Genomic DNA, 19193 nt, shown 5'->3' with positions numbered 1-19193 from the left:
TAATTCTCCGGCCATTGACCTATTCTGGAGTCGCGGTAACATGACACTCACCTATAAAACCATCGCCCTTGCCGGCATGATGGCCATCCCCCTATTGTTAAGCGCATGCGATAATGCGGATAAAAACCCCGGCCATATCAAGGTAGGCATCAGCGCGGGCATCGACCAGCCGCTGTGGGACGCGGTAAAAAAAGTGGCGAAGGATAAGTACAACCTGGACGTGGAGGTGGTGACATTCACCGATTATGTGCTGCCGAACGAAGCGTTGAACACCAAGGATATCGACGCCAATGCCTTCCAGCACGGCCCTTACCTGGATCAGCAAATCAAGGAGCGCGGCTATAAGCTGGCGGCGGTCGGCAAAACGTTTGTCTACCCCATCGCCGGCTATTCGCGCAAAATCCATGCCATCGGCCAGTTGCCGGACGGCGCGCAAATCGCCATCCCCAACGATCCGACCAATTTGGGACGATCGCTGCTGCTGCTGCAGAAAAACGGGCTGATCACACTCAGGGAAGGCACCGGACTGCTGCCGACCTCGCTTGATATTACCGCCAACCCGAAGCACCTGAAAATTGTCGAAATCGAGGCGGCGCAGCTGCCGCGCACGCTTGACGACGGCAAGGTCGACGCGGCCATCATCAATACCAACTATTCCACGCAAATCGGCCTGTCCCCGCATAAGGACGGCCTGTTCATTGAAGATAAGGATTCTCCCTACGTCAACCTGATCGTGGCCCGGGAAGACAATAAGGATAGCGATAAGATAAAAAACCTGGTGAAAGCGTATCAAACCGATGAAGTGGCCGCGGCGGCGGATAAAATCTATCACGGCGACGCGGTAAAGGGCTGGTAACGCCACAGGGCCGGTTTGCCGGCCCTGTACAGGGATTATTAATTATTAACCGGGATTACCGCGCCTTTATATTTTTCGCGGATCCAATCCTGAATGGCCTTGGAATGCAGTACCTTGACCAGGGCTTTTATATCCGGCTTATTTTCATCGCCGCGATGGACGGTGATAATATTGGCATAGGGGTTATTTTCGCCGCTTTCCACCGCGATGGGATCTTTAACCGGGTTAAGCCCGGCGTCGATGGCGTAGTTGGCGTTGATGACCACCGCGTCGCCCTCGTTATTGTTATACATCTGCGGCAGCAGGGATCCTTCGATATTCGGCAGAAACTGGAGATGTTTCGGATTGTCGGTGATATCGGTAATGCGCGCGTCCACCTTGCTGACGCCGGGTTTCAGTTTAATCACGCCCTCGCGTTCAAAAATCGACAGGATGCGGCCTTCTTCCGCCACCGAATCGCGCATGATCACCTTGCCGTTTTGCGGCAGCGCCTTCAGGCTTTTATATTTCTTCGAGTAAATGCCGATGGGCTCGATATGGATGGCCCCCGCGCTGACGAAATCATAGGTCTTGTCGCCGGCGTGATCCTTGAGCACGCTGTTCAGGTACGGCACATGCTGGAAGTAGTTGGCGTCGATATCGCCGCTCGCAAGCGCGGTGTTGGGCAGGATGTAGTCCTGGAAGGGTTTGATTTCAAGGTCGATGCCCTGTTTGGCCAGGATGGGTTTGGCCTGCTCAAGGATCTCGGCGTGCGGCACGTTGGAAGCGCCGACGGTGAGGGTATCCGCCCGGGCCTGAGCCGACAGGCTAAGGACGGTCAGGGTGGCGGCGGCTATAAGTGTCAGGCTTTTTTTCATAATGTGGTATCCCGGTCTGTTTAACGTTTATCAAGCAGTGAGGTAATGACGTCGCCAAGCAGCTGGATAACAAACACGATGATAAGAATCATCACGGTCGCCACCAGCGTGACATCGTTATGGTTGCGTTGGAATCCTTCCAGATAGGCCAGGTTGCCCAGCCCGCCGGCGCCGATCACCCCGGCCATGGCGCTGTAGCTGACCAGCGCTATCAGGGTGACGGTGATGCCCGACACCAGGGCGGGCGAGGACTCCGGCAATAACACGCGAAAGATCAGGGTGGCGGGGCGCGCGCCCATGGCGCGGGACGCCTCGATCACGCCTTTATCCACTTCGCGCAGTCCGATCTCCACCAGGCGGGCGTAAAACGGCGCGGCGCCGACGATCAGGGCCGGCAGCGCCGCGTTGGCGCCCAGGATGGTGCCGATCAGGATTTTGGTAAACGGGATCAGCAGCACGATTAATATAATGAAGGGAATGGAACGGAACACATTCACCAGCACCGAGATCGCGCCATACACAATGCGATGGGCAAACAGGCCGCCGCGGGCGGTGAGGAACAGCGCCAGCCCAAGGGCGATGCCCAGAGCAAAGGTCGCCAGGCCGGCCAATGCGGTCATATAGAGCGTATCCGCGGTTGCCGCCCAAAGCTGGTCAATGCGCAGATGGGGAAACAGGGACTCAAGCATGTTTTACCACCTCGGTGGCGATGCCGTGGCGGGCCAAATCGGCCAGGATAGCGTCCAGCAGCGTCTCATCGGCCGCCACATGCAGCCACAGCTCGCCGAACACGCCGTTGGCGGTATGCGTCATCTTGCCGTGCAGGATATTAAACGGCAGCTGATAACGCAGCGTCAGCTCCGCCACCACCGGCTGATGGGTGCTCAGACCGACAAAGGTCAGCTTTAGGATGGCGCCGGGCAGGTTTTGCACCAGCAGCGGGTTAAAGCCCTGTTCAATCTCCTGATACTGGCTGACCTGCCTGACAAATTGCCGGGTGATCTCCTGCCGGGGATGGGTAAACACTTCTAGCACCTCCCCTTCCTCCACCACGCGCCCCGCCTCCATCACCGCCACCCGCCCGCAGATTTTGCGCACGACATGCATCTCATGGGTAATCAATACGATGGTGAGATTAAGCTTGCGGTTAATGTCGAGCAGCAAATCCAGAATGCTGTCGGTGGTCTGCGGATCCAGCGCCGAAGTGGCCTCGTCGCACAGCAGCACCTCGGGGTTGTTGGCCAGCGCCCGGGCGATGCCCACCCGTTGTTTTTGCCCGCCGCTGAGCTGCGAGGGATAGGCGTTTTCCCGGCCCTCTAGCCCCACCAGCGCCACCAGTTCCGCCACCCGCGCGGTGATGGCGGCTTTGGACGCGCCGGCTATCTGCATGGAAAAAGCGATATTGTCCCTGACCGTGCGCGACCACAGCAGGTTAAAATGCTGGAAAATCATGCTGATTTTCAGCCGCGCCTGGCGCAGCTGTTCACCGCCGGCGCGGGCGATATCCTGGCCGGCCACCCATACCTCGCCGGCGCTGGGTTTTTCCAGCCCGTTCAGCAGGCGCACCAGCGTGCTTTTGCCCGCGCCGCTGTAGCCGACAATACCGTAAATCTGGCCGCGCCCTACGCGCAGACTGACATTATCCACCGCCACGATCGGCGTTTTATCACCGTCGAATATCTTGCTCACGTTCGTCAGCACGATCATAACCCGTCGATCCTTATTACCCCTGCCGGGACTGCGTTAAGCTGATAATTAATTTCACTGATTATTTTTTAATCATTATTTGAGATGCTAATAATGTTCGGGATAGTAGGGGAAGCTTCGTCGCGGCAGAAGAAACAATAAAATATGAGATATATTTTATTCTTCTATCTATTTGGCGAACGCCGGTTTATAACGCGTTTATTAAAGGCCAGGGATCGCTTAGCTGTATTTATTATAAAGTTAGCCAGGATTGTTATTTGGTTATGCTTTTTCCGGCAATGGATATTTGAATATATCTGTTCTGCTGGCGCGGTATTTACCCGATATTGGCTCCCATGTTTCGCCTGAGGGTTCGTCATGCAGAAAAAAAACCGTTCCAACAACAAGCATCCTGGTTTTAATGGCTTCAAACATTTCCGCGTCACGGGCCTGACGCTGGCGCTGCTCAGCCTCGCCGCCGCGGCGGCCGCAGAGACAACCAGCGCCGCCACCCCGGTACAGGGCGGCACGCTGATTTATCTGGAGCAGCAGGCGCACACCAATCTTTACCCGCCGGCCGGCGGTTTTTATCCCAACGGCGGCATTTTGAACCAGATTACCGATAAGCTGACCTATCAAAATCCGCAAACGCTGGCCATTGAGCCCTGGATCGCCGAATCCTGGACCACCAACGACGATAAAACGCAGTACACCTTTAAAATCCGCCCCGGCGTCACCTTCTCGGACGGCACGCCTCTTGACGCCAACGCGGTAGCGAAAAACTTCGATACCTTTGGCCTGGGCAATAAAGAACATCACTTGCCGGTGTCGGAAGTTATCAACAACTACGATCACAGCGAAGTGATTGACCCGCTGACGGTGAAATTCATCTTTAAAAAATCATCGCCCGGTTTCCTGCAGGGCACCGCCACCATCGGATCGGGGCTGGTATCGCTCGGCACGCTGGCGCAAAACTTCGATGCCCTGGGCGACGCCCGCCATATCATCGGCTCCGGGCCGTTTGTGGTCAGCGGGGAAACCCTGGGCCGCGAGGTGGATCTGGCCGCGCGGCCGGATTACCGCTGGGGACCAAAAAATCTGCCGCAGCAGGGGCGGGCCAATCTTGACGGCATCAAATACCTGATAACGCCGGAAGACAGCGTGCGCATCGGCGCGCTGCTGGCCGGCCAGGCGGATTTTATCCGCCAGGTCCAGGCCTACGACGAGAAACAGGTCGCCGAACAGCAGTTTAACCTGTACGCCGCGCCGACGCGCGGCGTCAACGACGGCATTTCCTTCCGGCCGGATAACCCCCTGGTGGCCGATGTGCGGGTCCGCCAGGCTCTGCTGCGCGCCACCAACAGCAAACAGATCGTCGAAACCCTGTTTTCGCCGCACTATCCCCAGGCGACGTCGGTGATAGCCGCCACGGCGGCCGGCTACGTTAACCTGGCGGACCAACTGGCCTTTGACCCGCAGCAGGCGAAAAAACTGCTTGATGAGGCCGGCTGGGCGCCGGGCGCGGACGGCGTGCGCCAGAAAGACGGCCGGCCGCTGGCGCTGACCATCTATGAATCGCCGCCGCAGCCGCAAAATAAAGAAGTCCTGCAACTGGTGGCGCAGCAGTGGAAACAGGTGGGGGCGCGGCTGAATATCCTGGCCGGCGATGCCGGCAGCAAGACGGCGGACAGTCTGGACCCGCTGAAAACCCCGGTCAACGTGGTGGAAGTCGGCCGCGCCGATCCGGATGTGATTAAAAGCGAGTTTTACCCCACCAACCGTGACGCCCTGCTGCAAAAAGGCGGTCTGAGCAGCAAGGTGAACACCTTTAGCGACGATAAGCTTAACGCGCTGCTGGTGGCCATCTCAGCGGAAGTGGACGGGCAAAAACGGCTGCGTCTGGCGGGCGATGCCCAACGTTATCTGCTCGAACAGGCCTATGTTATCCCGATTTTTGAAGAGCCGCAGGTCTTTGCCGGCGCGCCCTATCTGAAAGGCGTCAGCTTCGAGGCGGTGGGACGGCCGTCGTTTTACGGCGCTTGGCTGGAAAAACACTAAACCGCGCCGGCGGCCCTAACGCCCAGGAGGCCAGAATGAACCGTTATTTTTCCGCACGTATCGGACAGGCGCTGCTGGTGCTTTGGGCGGCCTTCACCGTTTCTTTTATCTTATTGCAGGTGCTGCCGGGGGATGCCGTCCTGATAAAATTCCAGGATCCGGATATGGGCCTGAGCGCGGCGCAAATCGCGGATATGCGCGCCGCGTACGGCGCCGATGTGTCCTTATGGCAACAGTATCTGCACGCGGCGGGCAATGTGCTGCGCGGCGATCTGGGGTACTCGGTGCAGGCCGGCGTGCCGGTAACGCAGTTGCTGGCCGCCAATCTGCCCCCCACGCTGCGCCTGGCGACCGCCGGTTTCCTGGTGGCGGCGACCCTGGCGCTCGGCATAGCGTTTCTGTCGAGCCTGACGACGTTCCCCTGGCTGCGATCGCTGCTGCACGCCCTGCCCTCGCTGTTTATCTCCGTGCCCACTTTTTGGCTGGGCATCGCCCTGATCCAGCTGTTTTCCTTCCGGCTCAGGCTTATCCCGGTCGTCAATCCCGGCGAGTGGCAGGGGCTGATCCTGCCGGTTATCACCCTGGCTCTGCCGATTGCCGCCCCGCTGGCGCAGATCCTTTCCCGCAACATCGACGAGGTGCAAACACTGCCCTTCGTGGCGGTGGCGCGGGCCAAGGGCGGCAGCCGCGGCGGCGTGCTGTGGCGCCATGTGGCGCGCAACGCCGCCCTGCCGGCCCTGACCATGGCCGGCCTATTGCTGGGCGAACTGATTGCCGGCGCCCTGATAACCGAAACGGTATTCGGCCGCGGCGGCCTGGGCCAGCTTACCCTGCAGGCGGTCAATAACCAGGATGTGGCGGTGTTGCAGGCGCTGGTGCTGATTTCCAGCGCGGCCTTTGTCGCCATTAACCTGGCGGTGGATTTAGTCTATCCGCTGCTCGATCCCCGCGTGAACACCAAGACGGAGGCCGCGCCATGAGCAGCTTGCCCTTAAATACCCCCGCGCCGGCCCCCGCCGCGCCGCCGCCATCGGCCGGCGCCGGCGCCACGGCGCGCCGTGGCCGGCGGCCTTTGCCCGCAGTGCGCCCCGGCCTGCTGCTGTCCTGGCTGGTGATTGCCGTCGTGCTCTGCTGGGCGATAGCGCCGGGGCTGTTTACCTCCTATAGCGGTACCGAAGGCATAACCGGCGCCCAGCGGCTGGCGCCGGGCGCCGATCATTGGCTCGGCACCGACCAGTTGGGACGCGATCTCTATGCCCGCATCGTCTACGGCGCGGCGTTTTCGCTGTCGGGCGCCCTGGTGGCGGTGACGGTGGGACTGGTGCTGGGCACGCTGCTTGGCGTCGTGGCCGGCGCCACCGGCGGCATCGCCGAAAGCCTGATCATGCGTTTTATCGATGTCCTGCTGTCGATACCGGGGCTGCTGTTATCGTTGAGTATTATTATTCTGCTGGGTTTCGGCACCGTGCATGCCGCGATCGCCGTGGGCGTCACCTCGGTGGCGAACTTTACCCGGCTCGCCCGCTCGGAGGTGGTGCGGGTGCGCCACAGCGATTACGTCGAGGCGGCCTACGGCAGCGGCGGCACCTTTGGCGCCGTCCTGTGGCGGCATATCCTGCCCAATTCCCTGACCTCGGTTATCGCGTTTTCCGCCCTGCAGTTCGGCAGCGCCATCCTGGCTATTTCCACGCTGAGCTTCCTGGGGTACGGAACGCCGCCGCCGACGCCGGAATGGGGCCTGCTGATTGCCGAAGGACGTAACTATATTTCCACCGCCTGGTGGCTGACCACTTTCCCCGGCGTGGTGGTGGTGCTGGTGGTGCTGTCCGCCAACCGTATCAGTCAGTCTTTTGCCAGGAGCCGCTGATGAGCCTGCTGCACGCTTTACCCGGATTGGGCGGCAAGCCCGCCGCCGCGCGCGATAGCGCAGAGCCGGCGCTGGAGCTGGATGAGGTCTGCATCGCCTACGAGGCGGGGGGGCAACGTCGGCGCGTGGTGCATGACGTCTCGTTTTGCATCCGCGCCGGCGAAGTGGTGGCCCTGGTAGGCGAGTCCGGCTCGGGCAAAACCACCATCGCCCAGGCGATTATCGGCCTGCTGGCGGACAACGGCCGGCTGGAACAAGGCGGCATCCGCCTTAACGGCGTTGACATCGCCCGCTGGCCGCAGCGTCGCCTCGACGCCCTGCGCGGGGCGCGCATCAGCCTGATCCCGCAGGACCCGACCAGTTCCCTTAATCCGGTCAAGACCATCGGCAGCCAGGTGGCGGAAATCCTCGCCATCCACGGCCGTATGCCACGCAAGGCGCGCGATGCCCGGGTCATCGCGCTGTTAACCCGCGTCGGGCTGGCGCATCCCGAGCTGCGCGTTCATCAGTATCCTCACGAACTGTCCGGCGGCATGAAACAACGGGTGTTGATCGCCATCGCCATAGCGCTGCGCCCGGCGCTGATTATCGCCGACGAACCCACCAGCGCCCTGGACGTCACGGTGCAAAAACGTATCCTGGACCTGATCGATGAGCTCAGGCGCGAATTCGGCACCGCGGTGCTGCTGGTGACCCACGATCTGGCGGTGGCGGCCGAGCGCGCCGATCGCCTGCTGGTGTTCCGCCATGGGCGGATACAAGAGCAGGGGCCGGCCGCGGAGGTGCTGCGCGCGCCCAAAAACGACTATACCCGCCAGCTGTTTAACGATGCCCCGGCGCTGTCGGCGCGCGCCCGTCCCCCCCTGCCCCGGCAGGACGCCGCGCCGATGGCGATCGTGGTCGAGAATATCGGCAAAACCTTTGCGCTGGGCGGCAAGAACGCGGCGCCCCTGCGCGCGGTGGACCAGGTGTCGTTTACCGTGGCGCAGGGCACCACCCACGCGCTGGTGGGTGAATCGGGTTCGGGCAAGACCACGCTGGCGCGTATCCTGCTGGGTTTCCAGCGGCCGGACGCCGGGCGGGCGTTTGTCGACGGCACCGAGATTACCGGACTGCGGGGAGAGGCGCTGCGCCGGTTACGCCAGAAAATCCAGCTGGTCTACCAGAACCCCTTCGGTTCCCTTGATCCGTCGCAGCGTCTGTTTAACGTTATAGAAGAACCGCTGCGCAATTTCGACCCGCTGAGCACAAGCGAACGCCGCCGGCGGGTGGAGGAGATGGCCGAACGCGTCGCCCTGCCGCCGGCGCTGCTGGATCGTAAAGCGCGCGAACTGTCCGGCGGCCAGCGCCAGCGCGTGGCCATTGCCCGCGCGCTGATCCTGCGGCCGCGCATCCTGGTCCTCGACGAGGCCACCTCGGCGCTGGATGTGACGGTACAGGCGCAGATCCTGGCGCTGCTGCAGGAATTGCAGCAGCAGTTGGGCCTGACGTATTTATTCATCTCCCACGATCTCGCCATCGTGCGCCAGATTTCCCATAGCGTTTCCGTGCTGTACAAAGGCCGCCAGGTGGATGCCGGCGCCGTCGGGCGCATCTTCAGCCAGCCCGGCGACGCGTACACCCGGGAATTGATCAATGCCATACCCGGCCGGCGACCTGATCATGACGTCGTACGGCTGCAACCAGGGGACACCTTATGAGCAATAACACTATCGGCGGTAAACGATTAGGTTTTTTTACCCGGCTGCTGGATGAGGTTAATCCACGGCAACGGTATCGTCTGGCGACCGAGCAGATTGCGCATGCCGAAACCCTTGGTTTCGACACCGCCTGGGTGGCCCAACATCACTTTCATGAAGCCGAGGGCGGCCTGCCCGCGCCGCTGGTATTTCTGGCGCACGTGGCGGCGTTAACGCGCCGTATCCGCCTGGGCACCGGCGTCATCACCCTGCCGATGGAGCTGGCGCTGCGGGTGGCGGAGGATACCGCGGTGCTGGATCTCCTGGCGGACGGACGCCTGGAGATCGGCCTGGGCTCCGGCGGCACGCCGTCTTCTTTTCCGCCGTTCGGCCTGCAAAGCAGCGAGCGCGGCGCCGCTTTCGGCGCCAACCTGGCCATCCTGCTGGCGGCCTGGCGCGGGGAGGAGATCGGCGCCGGCGGCAACCGGCTGTATCCGGCCGCCCCGCACCTGGCGGGAAGGGTATGGCAGGCGACGTTTTCGGTTGACGGCGGCGCCCGCGCCGGCGCCGCCGGCGACGGCCTGATGCTCTCGCGCACCCAGCCCCGTCCCGAACATACGCCCGACATGCCGCTGGATGCCATCCAGAATCCCATTATCGACGCTTATCTGGACGCCTTGCCCGACGGCGTCGCGCCGCGCATCCTTGGTTCCCGCACCGCGTTTGCCGCCGACGACGGCGACCTGGCGCGCCGGTTGGCGGAAAAAGGGCTGCGCCGCCAGGCGGAAAACGCCCGCGCCGCCGGACAGTCCCCGCGGGGCGATCGCCTGGATGATCTTATCGCCGCCTTTGACGTCCATCTCGGCACCCCCGATCGGGTATTGGCGACGCTGCGGCAGGATACCGCCCTGGCGCGGGTGACCGATTTGGCTTTCCAGGTCCACTCCATCGACCCGCCCCATGCTGACATTTTGCGCTCGCTGGAGCTTATCGCCCAGGAGGTGGCGCCCGGTCTGGGCTGGACACCCGCGGCGCAACGCAGCGCCGAGGCGCCGGATTACCGCACCCCCACATGTTCTTCACAGGAGAGGCTATGACCGATACCCTGGCAAACGAGGATATACTCGACCACCTGGCGGAGATTGCGCCGGATTCCCCCCTGGCGGCGGCGCGTATTACCCGCGACGCGGCGACCCGTCATATTCAGGGCAGTTACCAGGCGCTGTTCACCGCCGGCGACGGCATTGATTTTTCCCTGCCGGAGCGGCTGGAGGTCGCGCGGCAGGTCGCGTTATGGCATGGCGACAGCCGCCTGGCCGACTTTTATGCGCTCCGGCAGGCCGCGCCGGCCGCCGGCAGCGCCAGGCTTGAGGCGGCGCTGGTCCATGCCCAGTTGCTCAGCCATCGTCCCGCCGCCGCCGCCGCGGAACATCTGGCGGATTTGCGCCGGGCGGGGTGGTCCCTTGACGCCATCGTGACATTGTCGCAGCTGGTCGCGTTTGTCAGTTTCCAAAGCCGTCTGCTGCGCGGCTACCGGCTGATAAACCAGCGGCCGGTGGATACGCCGTCGGATCAGGCGGCGCCGGCGGGACGCTGGCGTACCGGGGGCACCACCCGCGGCGGGCGTACCGCTCCCCTGGCGTTTACCCAGCGGGAACTGGGCTGGGAGCCCTGGCTCGCCGCCAAAAAATTAACCGAATTCACCCCCCAGCAGCAAAGTGTGCTGGTGAACAACGGCCATGCCGACTCCGACTATTTCCGGCTGCTGGGGCGCAACCTGCCGGTGCTTGAACAGCGAACGCTGACCGACAAAGGCATTTTTTATACTTCCGGCGGCCTGGCGCGTAAAGAGCGGGAGCTGGCCGCGGCGGTGGCCAGCAAAGTCAACGGCTGCATCTATTGCGCCTCGGTACACGCCCGCAAGGCCGGGCAGCTGTCCAAGCAGCCGGACGACATACAGCGGCTGCTGGACACCCCGCCGGGTTCGGTGCTCAGCAGCGGCCAGTCGCCGCGCTGGCAGGCAATAATTGATTTCGCCGCCGCCCTGTCCGCCACCCCGGCCGTGGCGGGGGAGCAACAGCTGGCGCGGCTGCGCGAATTGGGATTAAGCGATTTGGCGCTGCTGGATCTGGTGCAGGCCACCGCGTTTTTCGCCTGGGCCAACCGGCTGATGCTGACGCTGGGGGAACCCTTCGACGAATAACCGCGGTAAGCACAACCGCCCGCGCACTGGGGCGCGGGCGGTCCTGAGCGCCGCCGGCTAGAGCTGCAGCGCTTGGCGTACCGCGGCGAGCCCCGGCTGACCCTGGCGTGTGGTAACGCCGTCCAGCCAGCGTTCCAGCAGTTCGGGATGCTGCTTAAGCTCCGCCGCGGCCGCCTCATTGGCGGTCTGCTTATCATCCAGCACCCGTTTGATTATCCGGTTTTCTAAGTCGACGTTAAACGTCAATTGAGTAAACAGCCGGCCGGTATTGGGGCATTGGGCGGCAAAATCCTTACGCGTGACGGTATTCACGGTGGCGCTGCCGTAATTCGGCCCGAAATAACGATCGCCGCCGCTCAGATAGGTCAGCTTATAGTGGGTATTCATGGCATGCGGCTCCCAGCCGAGGAACACTATCCACTGCTGCTTGCCCACCGCGCGCCCGACCTGGGCCAGCATGCCGCTTTCGCTTGATTCCACCAGCGTCCAGCCGGTCAGGTTGAAATCATGCTTATCCAGCATGTTCTTAATGTTCTGGTTGGCGGGCGCGCCGGGGGCAATACCATAAATTTTATGATCGAACCGGTCGGCATATTTTTCCAGGTCGGCAAAATCCTTTACCCCGGCCTGCGCCACATAGTCCGGCACCGCCAGGGTAAATTTAGCGCTGGCCAGGTTGGCGCCCACCACCTTGACCGCGCCGTCGCGGGTGTATTTTTCAATCACCGGCTGCTGCGCCGGCATCCAGTTGCCGAGGAACACGTCCAGTTGCCCGGTCTTCAAGCCCTGGTAAGCCAGGGCCACCGAGAGATTCTGCACCTGCTGGCGATAGCCCAGGCCCTGCAGCAGGACCCCGGCGACCGCGTTGGTGGCGGCGATATCGGACCAGCCGGGATCGGACATATTCACCGTTTGACAATCGGCCTCCCCGGCGGCGCGGGTTGGGATCGGCAGGCCCATCGCAAGCGATAGCCCCAAGGCAACAACAGCGGCGTGCACGCGCATAATCTTCCTCACAGGTAACAGTATCAGAGCGTTGAAGGCGGGCGCGGATAGCGCGCCAGCGCCTCCTGCTCGTCCAGGGATTGGTGGTTACGGATAAACCGGTGGCTGGCGTCCTGCCAGGGCTGATAATCCCAGTCGGGCGCGCCGTCCCGCCCCAGCGCCCCGGTCAGGAACAGCCTGGCGCGCTGGCTGCTTAAGATCCGCTGGTTCAGATCGGGAAGGTTCCAGCGCGCCTGTGCTTCCTGCTGAAACTGCCGCAGCTGCGGCGCAAACGCCGGCGATAACGCCAGATTGGCCAGTTCCAGGGGATCCTGGCGCAAATTGTAGAGCTGATCGGGTTCCCCCAGGGAGGCGATGAATTTCCACGGTCCGCGCCGGATCATCACCATCGGCGCCAGCGCGCCCTCCGCCAGATATTCGCCGTAAACCCCGTCCGGTCCCGCTTCGCCGCGCAGATGCGGCGCCAAGCTGCGGCCGTCCAGGGGCGCGGCCTGCTCCTCTTCCGTCAGCGGCCGGCCATGGGCCAGCTCGCGCAATGTCGGAAGCAGGTCGGCCAGCGACACATTCTGCTCAACGCGCCGGGGCGCAAAGCGGCCGGGGGCGTGGATGATCATCGGCACGCGCGACGCGCCTTCAAAAAAACTCATTTTGTACCACAGGCCGCGCTCGCCGAGCATTTCGCCATGATCGGAGATAAGGATGATAATGGTGTCGTCGGCCAGGCCGGTGGCATCCAGGGTGTCGCGCACCTCGCCGAAGCGATCGTCGACATAGGACAGGGCGCCGTAATAGGCATGGCGCGCCCGGCGGATGTGGTCATCATCCAGCAGCCCGTCGGTCAGCTGATACATGGCGCGCAGCCGCTGCGAATGCGCGTCCGGCGGCGCGTCCCCCGCCGCCACCCTGGGCAGGTCGATATCCTGGGGGCGATAGCGATCCAGGTAACGGCGCGGGATGGCGAAGGGATCGTGGGGATGCGTGAGCGACATCATCAGCAGGAAGGGCCGCCCGTCGTCCCGCCTGGCCAAATCAAACAGCTTTTGCCGGGTGTGGAACAGGGCCTCGTCGTCAAAATCCAGCTGGTTGGTGCGGATACATTCTCCCGCGTCCAGTACCGAACTCATATTGTGATACCAGTCCAGCCGGCGTTCAGGATGACGCCAGTCCGGCGTCCAGCCGAAATCCGCCGGGTAGATATCGGTGGTCAGCCGTTCGTCAAACCCGTGCAACTGATCCGGCCCGCAAAAATGCATTTTGCCGGCCAGGTAGGTGCGATAGCCTTCCTGCCGCAGATAATGGCAGAATGTCGGACTCTCGGCGCGAAATTCCGCCGCATTATCGTATACGCCGTTACGGGAAATTAACTGGCCGGTCATCAGCGACGCGCGCGATGGCGCGCATAATGGACTATTGCAATACGCGGAGGTAAATACCACGCCTTCGCGCGCCAGTCTGTCTATATTCGGGGTTTTGCTGACATTATTTCCATAAGCGGAAAGCGCGCCGGCGGCAAGCTGATCGGCCATAAGAATAACAATATTCGGTTTTTTGCTAAGCATAGTTAAATTTCGCTTTAAATAAATTTACAGCTCAATGTTATTTTTATCGCACAAATATATTTTGCTGTGAACCGGTTAATTTCTTATCGGTCTATAAGGGGACGTTATGGCAAACAATTTCCGGCTGCCGCCGTTACAGGCGCTGACTGTTTTTGAAGCGGCGGCGCGTCATCTTAATTTTACCGCCGCCTCGAAGGAATTAGGTTCGTCACAGCCGGCGGTAAGCCAGCGCATCAATTTATTGGAAAATCAATTAGGCGCCACGCTGTTCGAACGGCGCCACCGCGGCGTGGCCCTGACCGACACCGGGGAGCAGCTTTACCAGATCGTACGCGCCAGCCTGCAGGAGATCAGTCAGCAAATAGAAAAAATACAGCTGAAAAAACAACGGGATGTGCTGCGCATCGATACGGATATGGGTTTTGCCAGCTACTGGCTGCTGCCGCGCCTGGACCAGTTGCAACAGCTGATCCCCAATGTCGATGTGCAGATATCCACCTCGCCCAACGAGTTCTCCCTGCGCGACAGCAGCGCCCATCTGGGCATCTCGTTTGGCGACGGCCAGATCCCCGGCTGCCACAGCGATATGCTGTTTCCCGAACTGGTGGTGCCGGTATGCAGCCCACTGTTTTTCCAGCAGTTCGGCAGGCCGACTGCGGCCCGGGACCTGCTGGCGCTGGCGCTGCTCAACCTGCCCGATACCCTGCCCCGGCGCTGGCTGAGCTGGCAGGATTGGTTTCGCGGCCAGGGCGTGGAGCCTGACGACGGCGTGACCTCCCTGACCTTCAACGCCTATTCGCTGGTCATCCAGGCGGCGCTGAAAAGCCAGGGCGTGGCGCTGGGCTGGAAGCCGCTGGTGGATCAATTCCTGGATAGCGGCGAACTGATCGTCTGCGGGCCGCAATTAAAAACCGGGCGCGGTTATTATTTAATTCAGCCGGAGAGGGGAAATAATCGCCTGCTTTACCAGAAAGTTAAAAAATGGTTAATCCGTGAATCGTTCAGTTTTAAACAGCATGAGGAAAATAACGCCCATTACGGTCAATTGGTTTAAACCATTTAGTTATAACTCAGACGATAATATTTTATTGCGCCGTTCTTTTTTCTTATAGCCTGTGCTTATGGTTGGGACATGGCAAAAAAAATAAAACCCGATGAATGAAACGCTGATAAAAATTGACGGGCTGTATAAAATATTCGGCGACGGCGAACGGCATGCCCTGTCGCGTTTGCAACAGGGCATGGACCCTGCCGACATATTTACCCAATTGGGCTGCTCGGTGGCGTTAAACAATATTTCGCTGGATATTTATCGCGGCGAGATCTTTGTCATCGTCGGCTTATCCGGCTCCGGCAAATCCACCCTACTGCGTACCCTCAATCGCCTGATAACACCCAGCGCCGGCGAGGTGTTTTTCAGCGGACAACCGCTATCGGGGCTATCGGCAACCGCGCTTATCCAGCTGCGCCGGCATGAAATGGGCATGGTGTTCCAGTCTTTCGCCCTGCTGCCGAGACGCAGCGTATTGGATAACGCCGCCTTCGGGCTGGAGCTGGCCGGTGTCGGCACGGCGCAGCGCCATAAGCAGGCGCTGGCGGTATTGGCGCAGGTGGGGCTGGCGCAGGTGGCGGGACAACTGCCGCATCAGCTGTCCGGCGGCATGCAGCAGCGGGTCGGCCTGGCGCGCGCGCTGGTGGTCAATCCCACGCTGCTGTTGATGGACGAGGCGTTTTCCGCGCTCGATCCCATCAACCGCCGTGAAATGCAGGAACTGCTGCTGCGCCTGCAGGCGGGCCAGCGGCGAACGGTCATTTTTGTCACTCACGATATCGAGGAGGCGCTGCGTATCGGCAGCCGCATTGCCATTATGCAGCAGGGCCGGGTCATCCAGATCGGCACCGCCGAGCAAATCGTCAATGCGCCGGCAAACGCCTACGTGCGGCGTTTTTTCTCCGGGGTCGATACGTCGCGTTTCGTCCTGGCCGAAAATTATGCCGGCGCGTTCAGCGGCCAATCACCCGCGCACCGGGAGCCCCGCCCATGAGCGGAACGGTTGATTTCAGCGCGCAGATCGACGCGGGCGTGCGTTACCTGCTGGAACACTGCGGCGGATTTTTTGACGCGGTGGCCAAGGTGATCGACACGGTTGCCGGCGCCCTTGAGCTGGGCCTGGGCTGGCTTTCGCCCTGGGGGCTGGCCGTGATTGCGGTGGGATTGAGCCTGTGGCGCGTCGGCAAGGGGTTCGCCGTGTTCAGCGCCCTGGCGATGCTGTATATCATTTATAGCGGCTACAGCGAACATGCCGTGGTCACGCTTGCGCTCACCCTGGCGTCAACGTTATTCAGCCTGCTGGCCGGCATTCCCCTGGGGATTATGATAGCCCGGCGGCACCGGGCGGGCCAGCTTGTCAGGCCGATGCTGGACTTTATGCAAACCATGCCCGCCTTCGTCTACCTGATCCCCGCCACGATCCTGTTTGGCCTCGGCCGTCCGCCGGGCATTTTCGCCACCGTACTGTTCGCCATGCCGCCGGTGGTCCGCTTAACCGATTTGGGCATCCGTCAGGTGGATAAAAGCCTGGTGGAAGCCGGCCTGGCGTTTGGCTGCACCCGCCGGCAGCTATTATGGAAGGTACAGCTGCCCAACGCGCTGCCGGCCATTATGGCCGGGGTAAACCAAACCATCATGATGGCGATGTCGATGGTGATTATCGCCTCCATGGTCGGCGCCGGCGGTCTTGGCAACGATATATTGACCAGCATCCAGCAGCTGGACATCGGCCAAGGTCTGCAAAGCGGCATGGCGGTGGTGCTGATGGCCATGCTGCTGGACCGGCTCTCGGCGAGCCTGGTGCGACATCCTGTAGCTAAATAATAATCATATTATTAATCATGGTTACTATTAGCTAAATAACGATATGCTTTTTTTACTTAATCAACGTTGGGCAAATTGACAATGTTTTATGGTGGTTATGCCCAGGCTGTGCGGCGGGTAAAGGGTTATTATGCTGTGATAGGTAATATCTATATCAAAAAAAACACTTTGTTTATTTTGTCATGATAATGCAAAGTAAGCGGCGTACGGGCACAGGCAAAAACGGATTGTCCGGTTAATTTAAGATAAGTTAACTTTAAGGCGGCGGTATTCGGATAAGTTTTGCTACTGCCGTATTGCCATGACAATTGTTATACAAATGATAAATATTATCTTGACAAGTGTTATTTACAGCGAGGCAATAACGGCACGGAAAATGACTCCTTGTCGCGCGCGGTGCTGGCCCGGGTAAAATGTATTATACCAATTTCGATCTGGCTGGCTGCCACGCGGGGCATCAGAGACGAGCAGTACTGATGCTGGCCAGGCTCTTTTTGACCGCGGATTTGACTTAAGCAGCGCTCATCACCGGCCGGAAGGTAGCTTGATACGGCCATTGGTTTAAACCCTTAAATAAAAAAAGGGTTTTGTGATGGCTCTCAACTTTTAAATCTGTATGACAAGTTAAGGTAGCGTACCGCGCGGCATAGCGCTCTATGATAGGTAGATTCCTACTTTAATGAAAAGTTCACAATCTTCGTGACGATTTTGCTGCTACTATCCTGCGAAATCGGTCCACAGGGTGATATTTAAATTAGCATTGCGCGTTCTCTGAGCTTTTATTTTTAAATTATAAATGCTGGTTAGCTCAGGACATCAGCCATCAAAAGGTTGAGTCCTTTTTATAAACTCGAGAGTATTTGGTAAGGAAAAACAGGAATGAAGAAGATAGCATTGGCCGTTTTAGCGACATTGATTGCCCCAGCTCTGCACGCCGCGGAAATTTATAACAAAGACGGCAACAAGCTGGATCTGTACGGCAGCGTGCGCGCCCGCCACTATTTTAGTGACAATAAGACCATTGACGGCGACCAAAGTTACATGCGTTTTGGCTTCAAAGGCCAGACCCAGATTAACGACACCCTGACCGGTTACGGCCAATGGGAATACAATGTTCAGGCCAACCATACTGAAGGCGGCACCGACGCGCTGACCGGCACCAAAACCCGTTTGGGCTTTGCCGGCTTGAAACTGAAAGACTACGGCTCAATCGACTACGGCCGCAACTGGGGCATCGCTTATGATGTCGCGGCGATAACCGATACCGCGCCAATCTTCGATGACCTGACCTACAGCGCCGCCGACGTGTTTATGGGCGGCCGTACCACCGGCGTGGCCACTTATCGCAACAACAACTTCTTCGGCCTGGTCGACGGTCTGAAATTTGGCTTGCAATACCAGGGCGCCAACGACGAAAATTCCGGTAACGCCCGTGCCGCCAACAAATCCAACGGCGACGGTTACGGCGCATCGGCGTCTTATACCTTTGATTTCGGCCTGTCGGTACTCGGCACCTATGCCTCGTCCAACCGCACCCAGCCGCAAAACAGCCTGGCTCTCGGTAACGGCGACAAAGCCGACGTCTGGGCGGGCGGCTTGAAATATGACAATTCCGGCGTCTATGCCGCCGCGTTGTACGGCGAAACGCATAACTACACCCCGATCACCGGCGGCTACGCCAATAAAACCAAGAACTTCGAAGCCATCGCTTCTTATCTGTTCGATTTTGGCCTGAAACCAATGTTCGGTTACTTCCAGTCCAAGGCCAGCGATGTTGAAGGCATCGGCGATGTCGATCTGGTGAAATACTATGACGCGTCCCTGACCTATTTCTTCAACAAGAATATCAATGCGTATGTTGATTATAAAATCAACCGTCTCAGCGAAGACAATAAGCTGGGCATCGCCGACGATGACCAGGTCGGCCTGGGCTTGACCTATCAGTTCTAAGGTTTATCAAACGCAAAAAAAAAGCGGCCCTGCGGCCGCTTTTTTTATGCTGTTTTTTTACGTTGAGCTTATTTATACAGCTCGGCGCTGCCGCGCAGGGTGTCATTACCGCCGGCACCGATAATACGATACGAGGTGGCGTTGGCGGCATCGGCCTTGGCGGCCAGCTGGGATTCCAGATCGGACAGGTTACTGGTGGTGGATGACGATACCACGCCGATGGAATGTTCGCCGGCGGGACGGCTGGTGACTTCCTGGGCGGCGAAGGCGCCGGCGGAAACGGTGCTGAATACGATGGCTGCGATGGCAAGTGTCAGGTTTTTCATAATGTCTGTTCTCATGGTATGAAGCATTAATGGACTGGACGTTAATTTGTTAACGTTCGATAAGTAAATAATAGACATCTTGGCGCCGCAGATCAAGTAATATTTTATCAATCATTAACTAATTACCTAAAGTACTGTAAAGACCGGTGAATATGTTGGCATCGCCGTGTCTGTTTGTTTCCCCGGTCAGGAAACGTCATCCTTGACGCGGCCAGCCGCCTAAATAAATCACGGTGGTCCTTTACAGCGAACCGGGCGGGGGTTAAAGTTAA

General features: G+C 59.8%; 17 protein-coding genes. 11 read left to right on the top strand and 6 right to left on the bottom strand.

Going from position 1 to position 19193, the window contains the following annotated elements; translation table 11 throughout:
- Positions 1–40: 40 nt before the first annotated feature.
- Positions 41–856, top strand: coding sequence for a methionine ABC transporter substrate-binding lipoprotein MetQ (gene metQ, locus ACL2XN_RS23850; RefSeq protein ID WP_410013903.1), 816 nt, complete (start codon positions 41–43; stop codon positions 854–856).
- A 38-nt stretch (positions 857–894) separates the two neighbouring features.
- Here the strand turns inward: metQ and ACL2XN_RS23845 are convergent, their stop codons facing one another.
- The 3 genes from ACL2XN_RS23845 to ACL2XN_RS23835 are packed head-to-tail and all read right to left on the bottom strand — an operon-like array spanning position 895 to position 3420.
- Positions 895–1713 (bottom strand): MetQ/NlpA family ABC transporter substrate-binding protein, encoded by an 819-nt coding sequence (locus tag ACL2XN_RS23845; protein WP_410013902.1) that lies wholly within the window; start codon positions 1711–1713, stop codon positions 895–897.
- Positions 1714–1733: 20 nt separating this feature from the next.
- Entirely contained in the window at positions 1734–2402 is a 669-nt protein-coding gene (locus ACL2XN_RS23840; RefSeq protein WP_413721242.1) for a methionine ABC transporter permease, read from the bottom strand.
- The gene (locus tag ACL2XN_RS23835; RefSeq protein ID WP_413729610.1) at positions 2395–3420 is read right to left on the bottom strand and encodes a methionine ABC transporter ATP-binding protein; all 1026 of its coding nucleotides are present in this window, start codon (positions 3418–3420) and stop codon (positions 2395–2397) included. The genes ACL2XN_RS23840 and ACL2XN_RS23835 overlap by 8 nt, the downstream gene beginning before the upstream one ends.
- A 357-nt stretch (positions 3421–3777) precedes the next feature.
- On the opposite strand from ACL2XN_RS23835, the gene ACL2XN_RS23830 reads away from it, so the two are divergent.
- Genes ACL2XN_RS23830 through ACL2XN_RS23805 form a run of 6 tightly spaced genes read left to right on the top strand, consistent with a single transcriptional unit; the run spans position 3778 to position 11206 of the window.
- Complete coding sequence (locus tag ACL2XN_RS23830) at positions 3778–5457, top strand: TIGR04028 family ABC transporter substrate-binding protein (RefSeq protein WP_413729608.1); 1680 nt, start codon at positions 3778–3780, stop codon at positions 5455–5457.
- 35 nt (positions 5458–5492) lie between these two features.
- Positions 5493–6437, top strand: coding sequence for an ABC transporter permease (locus ACL2XN_RS23825; RefSeq protein WP_410013898.1), 945 nt, complete (start codon positions 5493–5495; stop codon positions 6435–6437).
- Positions 6434–7324 carry an ABC transporter permease gene (locus tag ACL2XN_RS23820; RefSeq protein WP_413729606.1) on the top strand — a complete coding sequence of 297 codons (891 nt, stop codon included), beginning with the start codon at positions 6434–6436 and terminating at the stop codon, positions 7322–7324. The genes ACL2XN_RS23825 and ACL2XN_RS23820 overlap by 4 nt, the downstream gene beginning before the upstream one ends.
- The gene (locus ACL2XN_RS23815) at positions 7324–9024 is read left to right on the top strand and encodes a dipeptide ABC transporter ATP-binding protein (protein WP_413729605.1); all 1701 of its coding nucleotides are present in this window, start codon (positions 7324–7326) and stop codon (positions 9022–9024) included. Before ACL2XN_RS23820 ends, ACL2XN_RS23815 begins: the two co-directional genes overlap by 1 nt.
- A gap of 11 nt (positions 9025–9035) precedes the next feature.
- Positions 9036–10100, top strand: coding sequence for a putative FMN-dependent luciferase-like monooxygenase (locus tag ACL2XN_RS23810; protein ID WP_413731019.1), 1065 nt, complete (start codon positions 9036–9038; stop codon positions 10098–10100).
- A complete protein-coding gene (locus ACL2XN_RS23805) occupies positions 10097–11206 on the top strand; it encodes an alkylhydroperoxidase domain protein (RefSeq protein ID WP_410013895.1) in 1110 nt (369 codons plus the stop codon). The genes ACL2XN_RS23810 and ACL2XN_RS23805 overlap by 4 nt, the downstream gene beginning before the upstream one ends.
- 57 nt (positions 11207–11263) lie before the next feature.
- Here the strand turns inward: ACL2XN_RS23805 and choX are convergent, their stop codons facing one another.
- Together choX and betC are read right to left on the bottom strand one after the other, a co-directional pair.
- The gene (gene choX, locus ACL2XN_RS23800) at positions 11264–12211 is read right to left on the bottom strand and encodes a choline ABC transporter substrate-binding protein (protein WP_410013894.1); all 948 of its coding nucleotides are present in this window, start codon (positions 12209–12211) and stop codon (positions 11264–11266) included.
- A gap of 23 nt (positions 12212–12234) precedes the next feature.
- The gene (betC, locus tag ACL2XN_RS23795; protein WP_413729604.1) at positions 12235–13770 is read right to left on the bottom strand and encodes a choline-sulfatase; all 1536 of its coding nucleotides are present in this window, start codon (positions 13768–13770) and stop codon (positions 12235–12237) included.
- A gap of 106 nt (positions 13771–13876) precedes the next feature.
- On the opposite strand from betC, the gene ACL2XN_RS23790 reads away from it, so the two are divergent.
- The 4 genes from ACL2XN_RS23790 to ACL2XN_RS23775 all read left to right on the top strand — a co-directional run bounded on the left by ACL2XN_RS23790 (position 13877) and on the right by ACL2XN_RS23775 (position 18595).
- The gene (locus tag ACL2XN_RS23790) at positions 13877–14824 is read left to right on the top strand and encodes a choline sulfate utilization transcriptional regulator (protein WP_410013892.1); all 948 of its coding nucleotides are present in this window, start codon (positions 13877–13879) and stop codon (positions 14822–14824) included.
- Between the two features lie 100 nt (positions 14825–14924).
- Positions 14925–15815 (top strand): quaternary amine ABC transporter ATP-binding protein, encoded by an 891-nt coding sequence (locus ACL2XN_RS23785; protein ID WP_413729603.1) that lies wholly within the window; start codon positions 14925–14927, stop codon positions 15813–15815.
- Positions 15812–16645, top strand: a complete 834-nt coding sequence (locus ACL2XN_RS23780; protein WP_413729601.1) for an ABC transporter permease — start codon at positions 15812–15814, stop codon at positions 16643–16645. Before ACL2XN_RS23785 ends, ACL2XN_RS23780 begins: the two co-directional genes overlap by 4 nt.
- Before the next feature lie 879 nt (positions 16646–17524).
- Positions 17525–18595 carry a porin gene (locus ACL2XN_RS23775; RefSeq protein ID WP_410013889.1) on the top strand — a complete coding sequence of 357 codons (1071 nt, stop codon included), beginning with the start codon at positions 17525–17527 and terminating at the stop codon, positions 18593–18595.
- A 68-nt stretch (positions 18596–18663) separates the two neighbouring features.
- On the opposite strand, the gene bhsA is transcribed toward ACL2XN_RS23775, so the two are convergent.
- Entirely contained in the window at positions 18664–18921 is a 258-nt protein-coding gene (gene bhsA / locus ACL2XN_RS23770) for a multiple stress resistance protein BhsA (RefSeq protein WP_410013888.1), read from the bottom strand.
- Between the last annotated feature and the right edge of the window lie 272 nt (positions 18922–19193).

Source organism: Sodalis sp. RH22 (assembly GCF_047324165.1).
Lineage (GTDB): Bacteria > Pseudomonadota > Gammaproteobacteria > Enterobacterales > Enterobacteriaceae > Acerihabitans.
Note: the sequence above shows the minus strand (reverse complement) of the source record. Positions and strands in the feature narration are given on the sequence as shown.

Excerpts from the sequence above, each read along its gene's own strand:
- metQ (WP_410013903.1), top strand. The coding sequence starts at position 41 with ATGACACTCACCTATAAAACCATCGCCCTTGCCGGCATGATGGCCATC.
- ACL2XN_RS23845 (WP_410013902.1), bottom strand. The coding sequence starts at position 1,713 with ATGAAAAAAAGCCTGACACTTATAGCCGCCGCCACCCTGACCGTCCTT.
- ACL2XN_RS23840 (WP_413721242.1), bottom strand. The coding sequence starts at position 2,402 with ATGCTTGAGTCCCTGTTTCCCCATCTGCGCATTGACCAGCTTTGGGCG.
- ACL2XN_RS23835 (WP_413729610.1), bottom strand. The coding sequence starts at position 3,420 with ATGATCGTGCTGACGAACGTGAGCAAGATATTCGACGGTGATAAAACG.
- ACL2XN_RS23830 (WP_413729608.1), top strand. The coding sequence starts at position 3,778 with ATGCAGAAAAAAAACCGTTCCAACAACAAGCATCCTGGTTTTAATGGC.
- ACL2XN_RS23825 (WP_410013898.1), top strand. The coding sequence starts at position 5,493 with ATGAACCGTTATTTTTCCGCACGTATCGGACAGGCGCTGCTGGTGCTT.
- ACL2XN_RS23820 (WP_413729606.1), top strand. The coding sequence starts at position 6,434 with ATGAGCAGCTTGCCCTTAAATACCCCCGCGCCGGCCCCCGCCGCGCCG.
- ACL2XN_RS23815 (WP_413729605.1), top strand. The coding sequence starts at position 7,324 with ATGAGCCTGCTGCACGCTTTACCCGGATTGGGCGGCAAGCCCGCCGCC.
- ACL2XN_RS23805 (WP_410013895.1), top strand. The coding sequence starts at position 10,097 with ATGACCGATACCCTGGCAAACGAGGATATACTCGACCACCTGGCGGAG.
- choX (WP_410013894.1), bottom strand. The coding sequence starts at position 12,211 with ATGCGCGTGCACGCCGCTGTTGTTGCCTTGGGGCTATCGCTTGCGATG.
- betC (WP_413729604.1), bottom strand. The coding sequence starts at position 13,770 with ATGCTTAGCAAAAAACCGAATATTGTTATTCTTATGGCCGATCAGCTT.
- ACL2XN_RS23790 (WP_410013892.1), top strand. The coding sequence starts at position 13,877 with ATGGCAAACAATTTCCGGCTGCCGCCGTTACAGGCGCTGACTGTTTTT.
- ACL2XN_RS23785 (WP_413729603.1), top strand. The coding sequence starts at position 14,925 with ATGAATGAAACGCTGATAAAAATTGACGGGCTGTATAAAATATTCGGC.
- ACL2XN_RS23780 (WP_413729601.1), top strand. The coding sequence starts at position 15,812 with ATGAGCGGAACGGTTGATTTCAGCGCGCAGATCGACGCGGGCGTGCGT.
- ACL2XN_RS23775 (WP_410013889.1), top strand. The coding sequence starts at position 17,525 with ATGAAGAAGATAGCATTGGCCGTTTTAGCGACATTGATTGCCCCAGCT.
- bhsA (WP_410013888.1), bottom strand. The coding sequence starts at position 18,921 with ATGAAAAACCTGACACTTGCCATCGCAGCCATCGTATTCAGCACCGTT.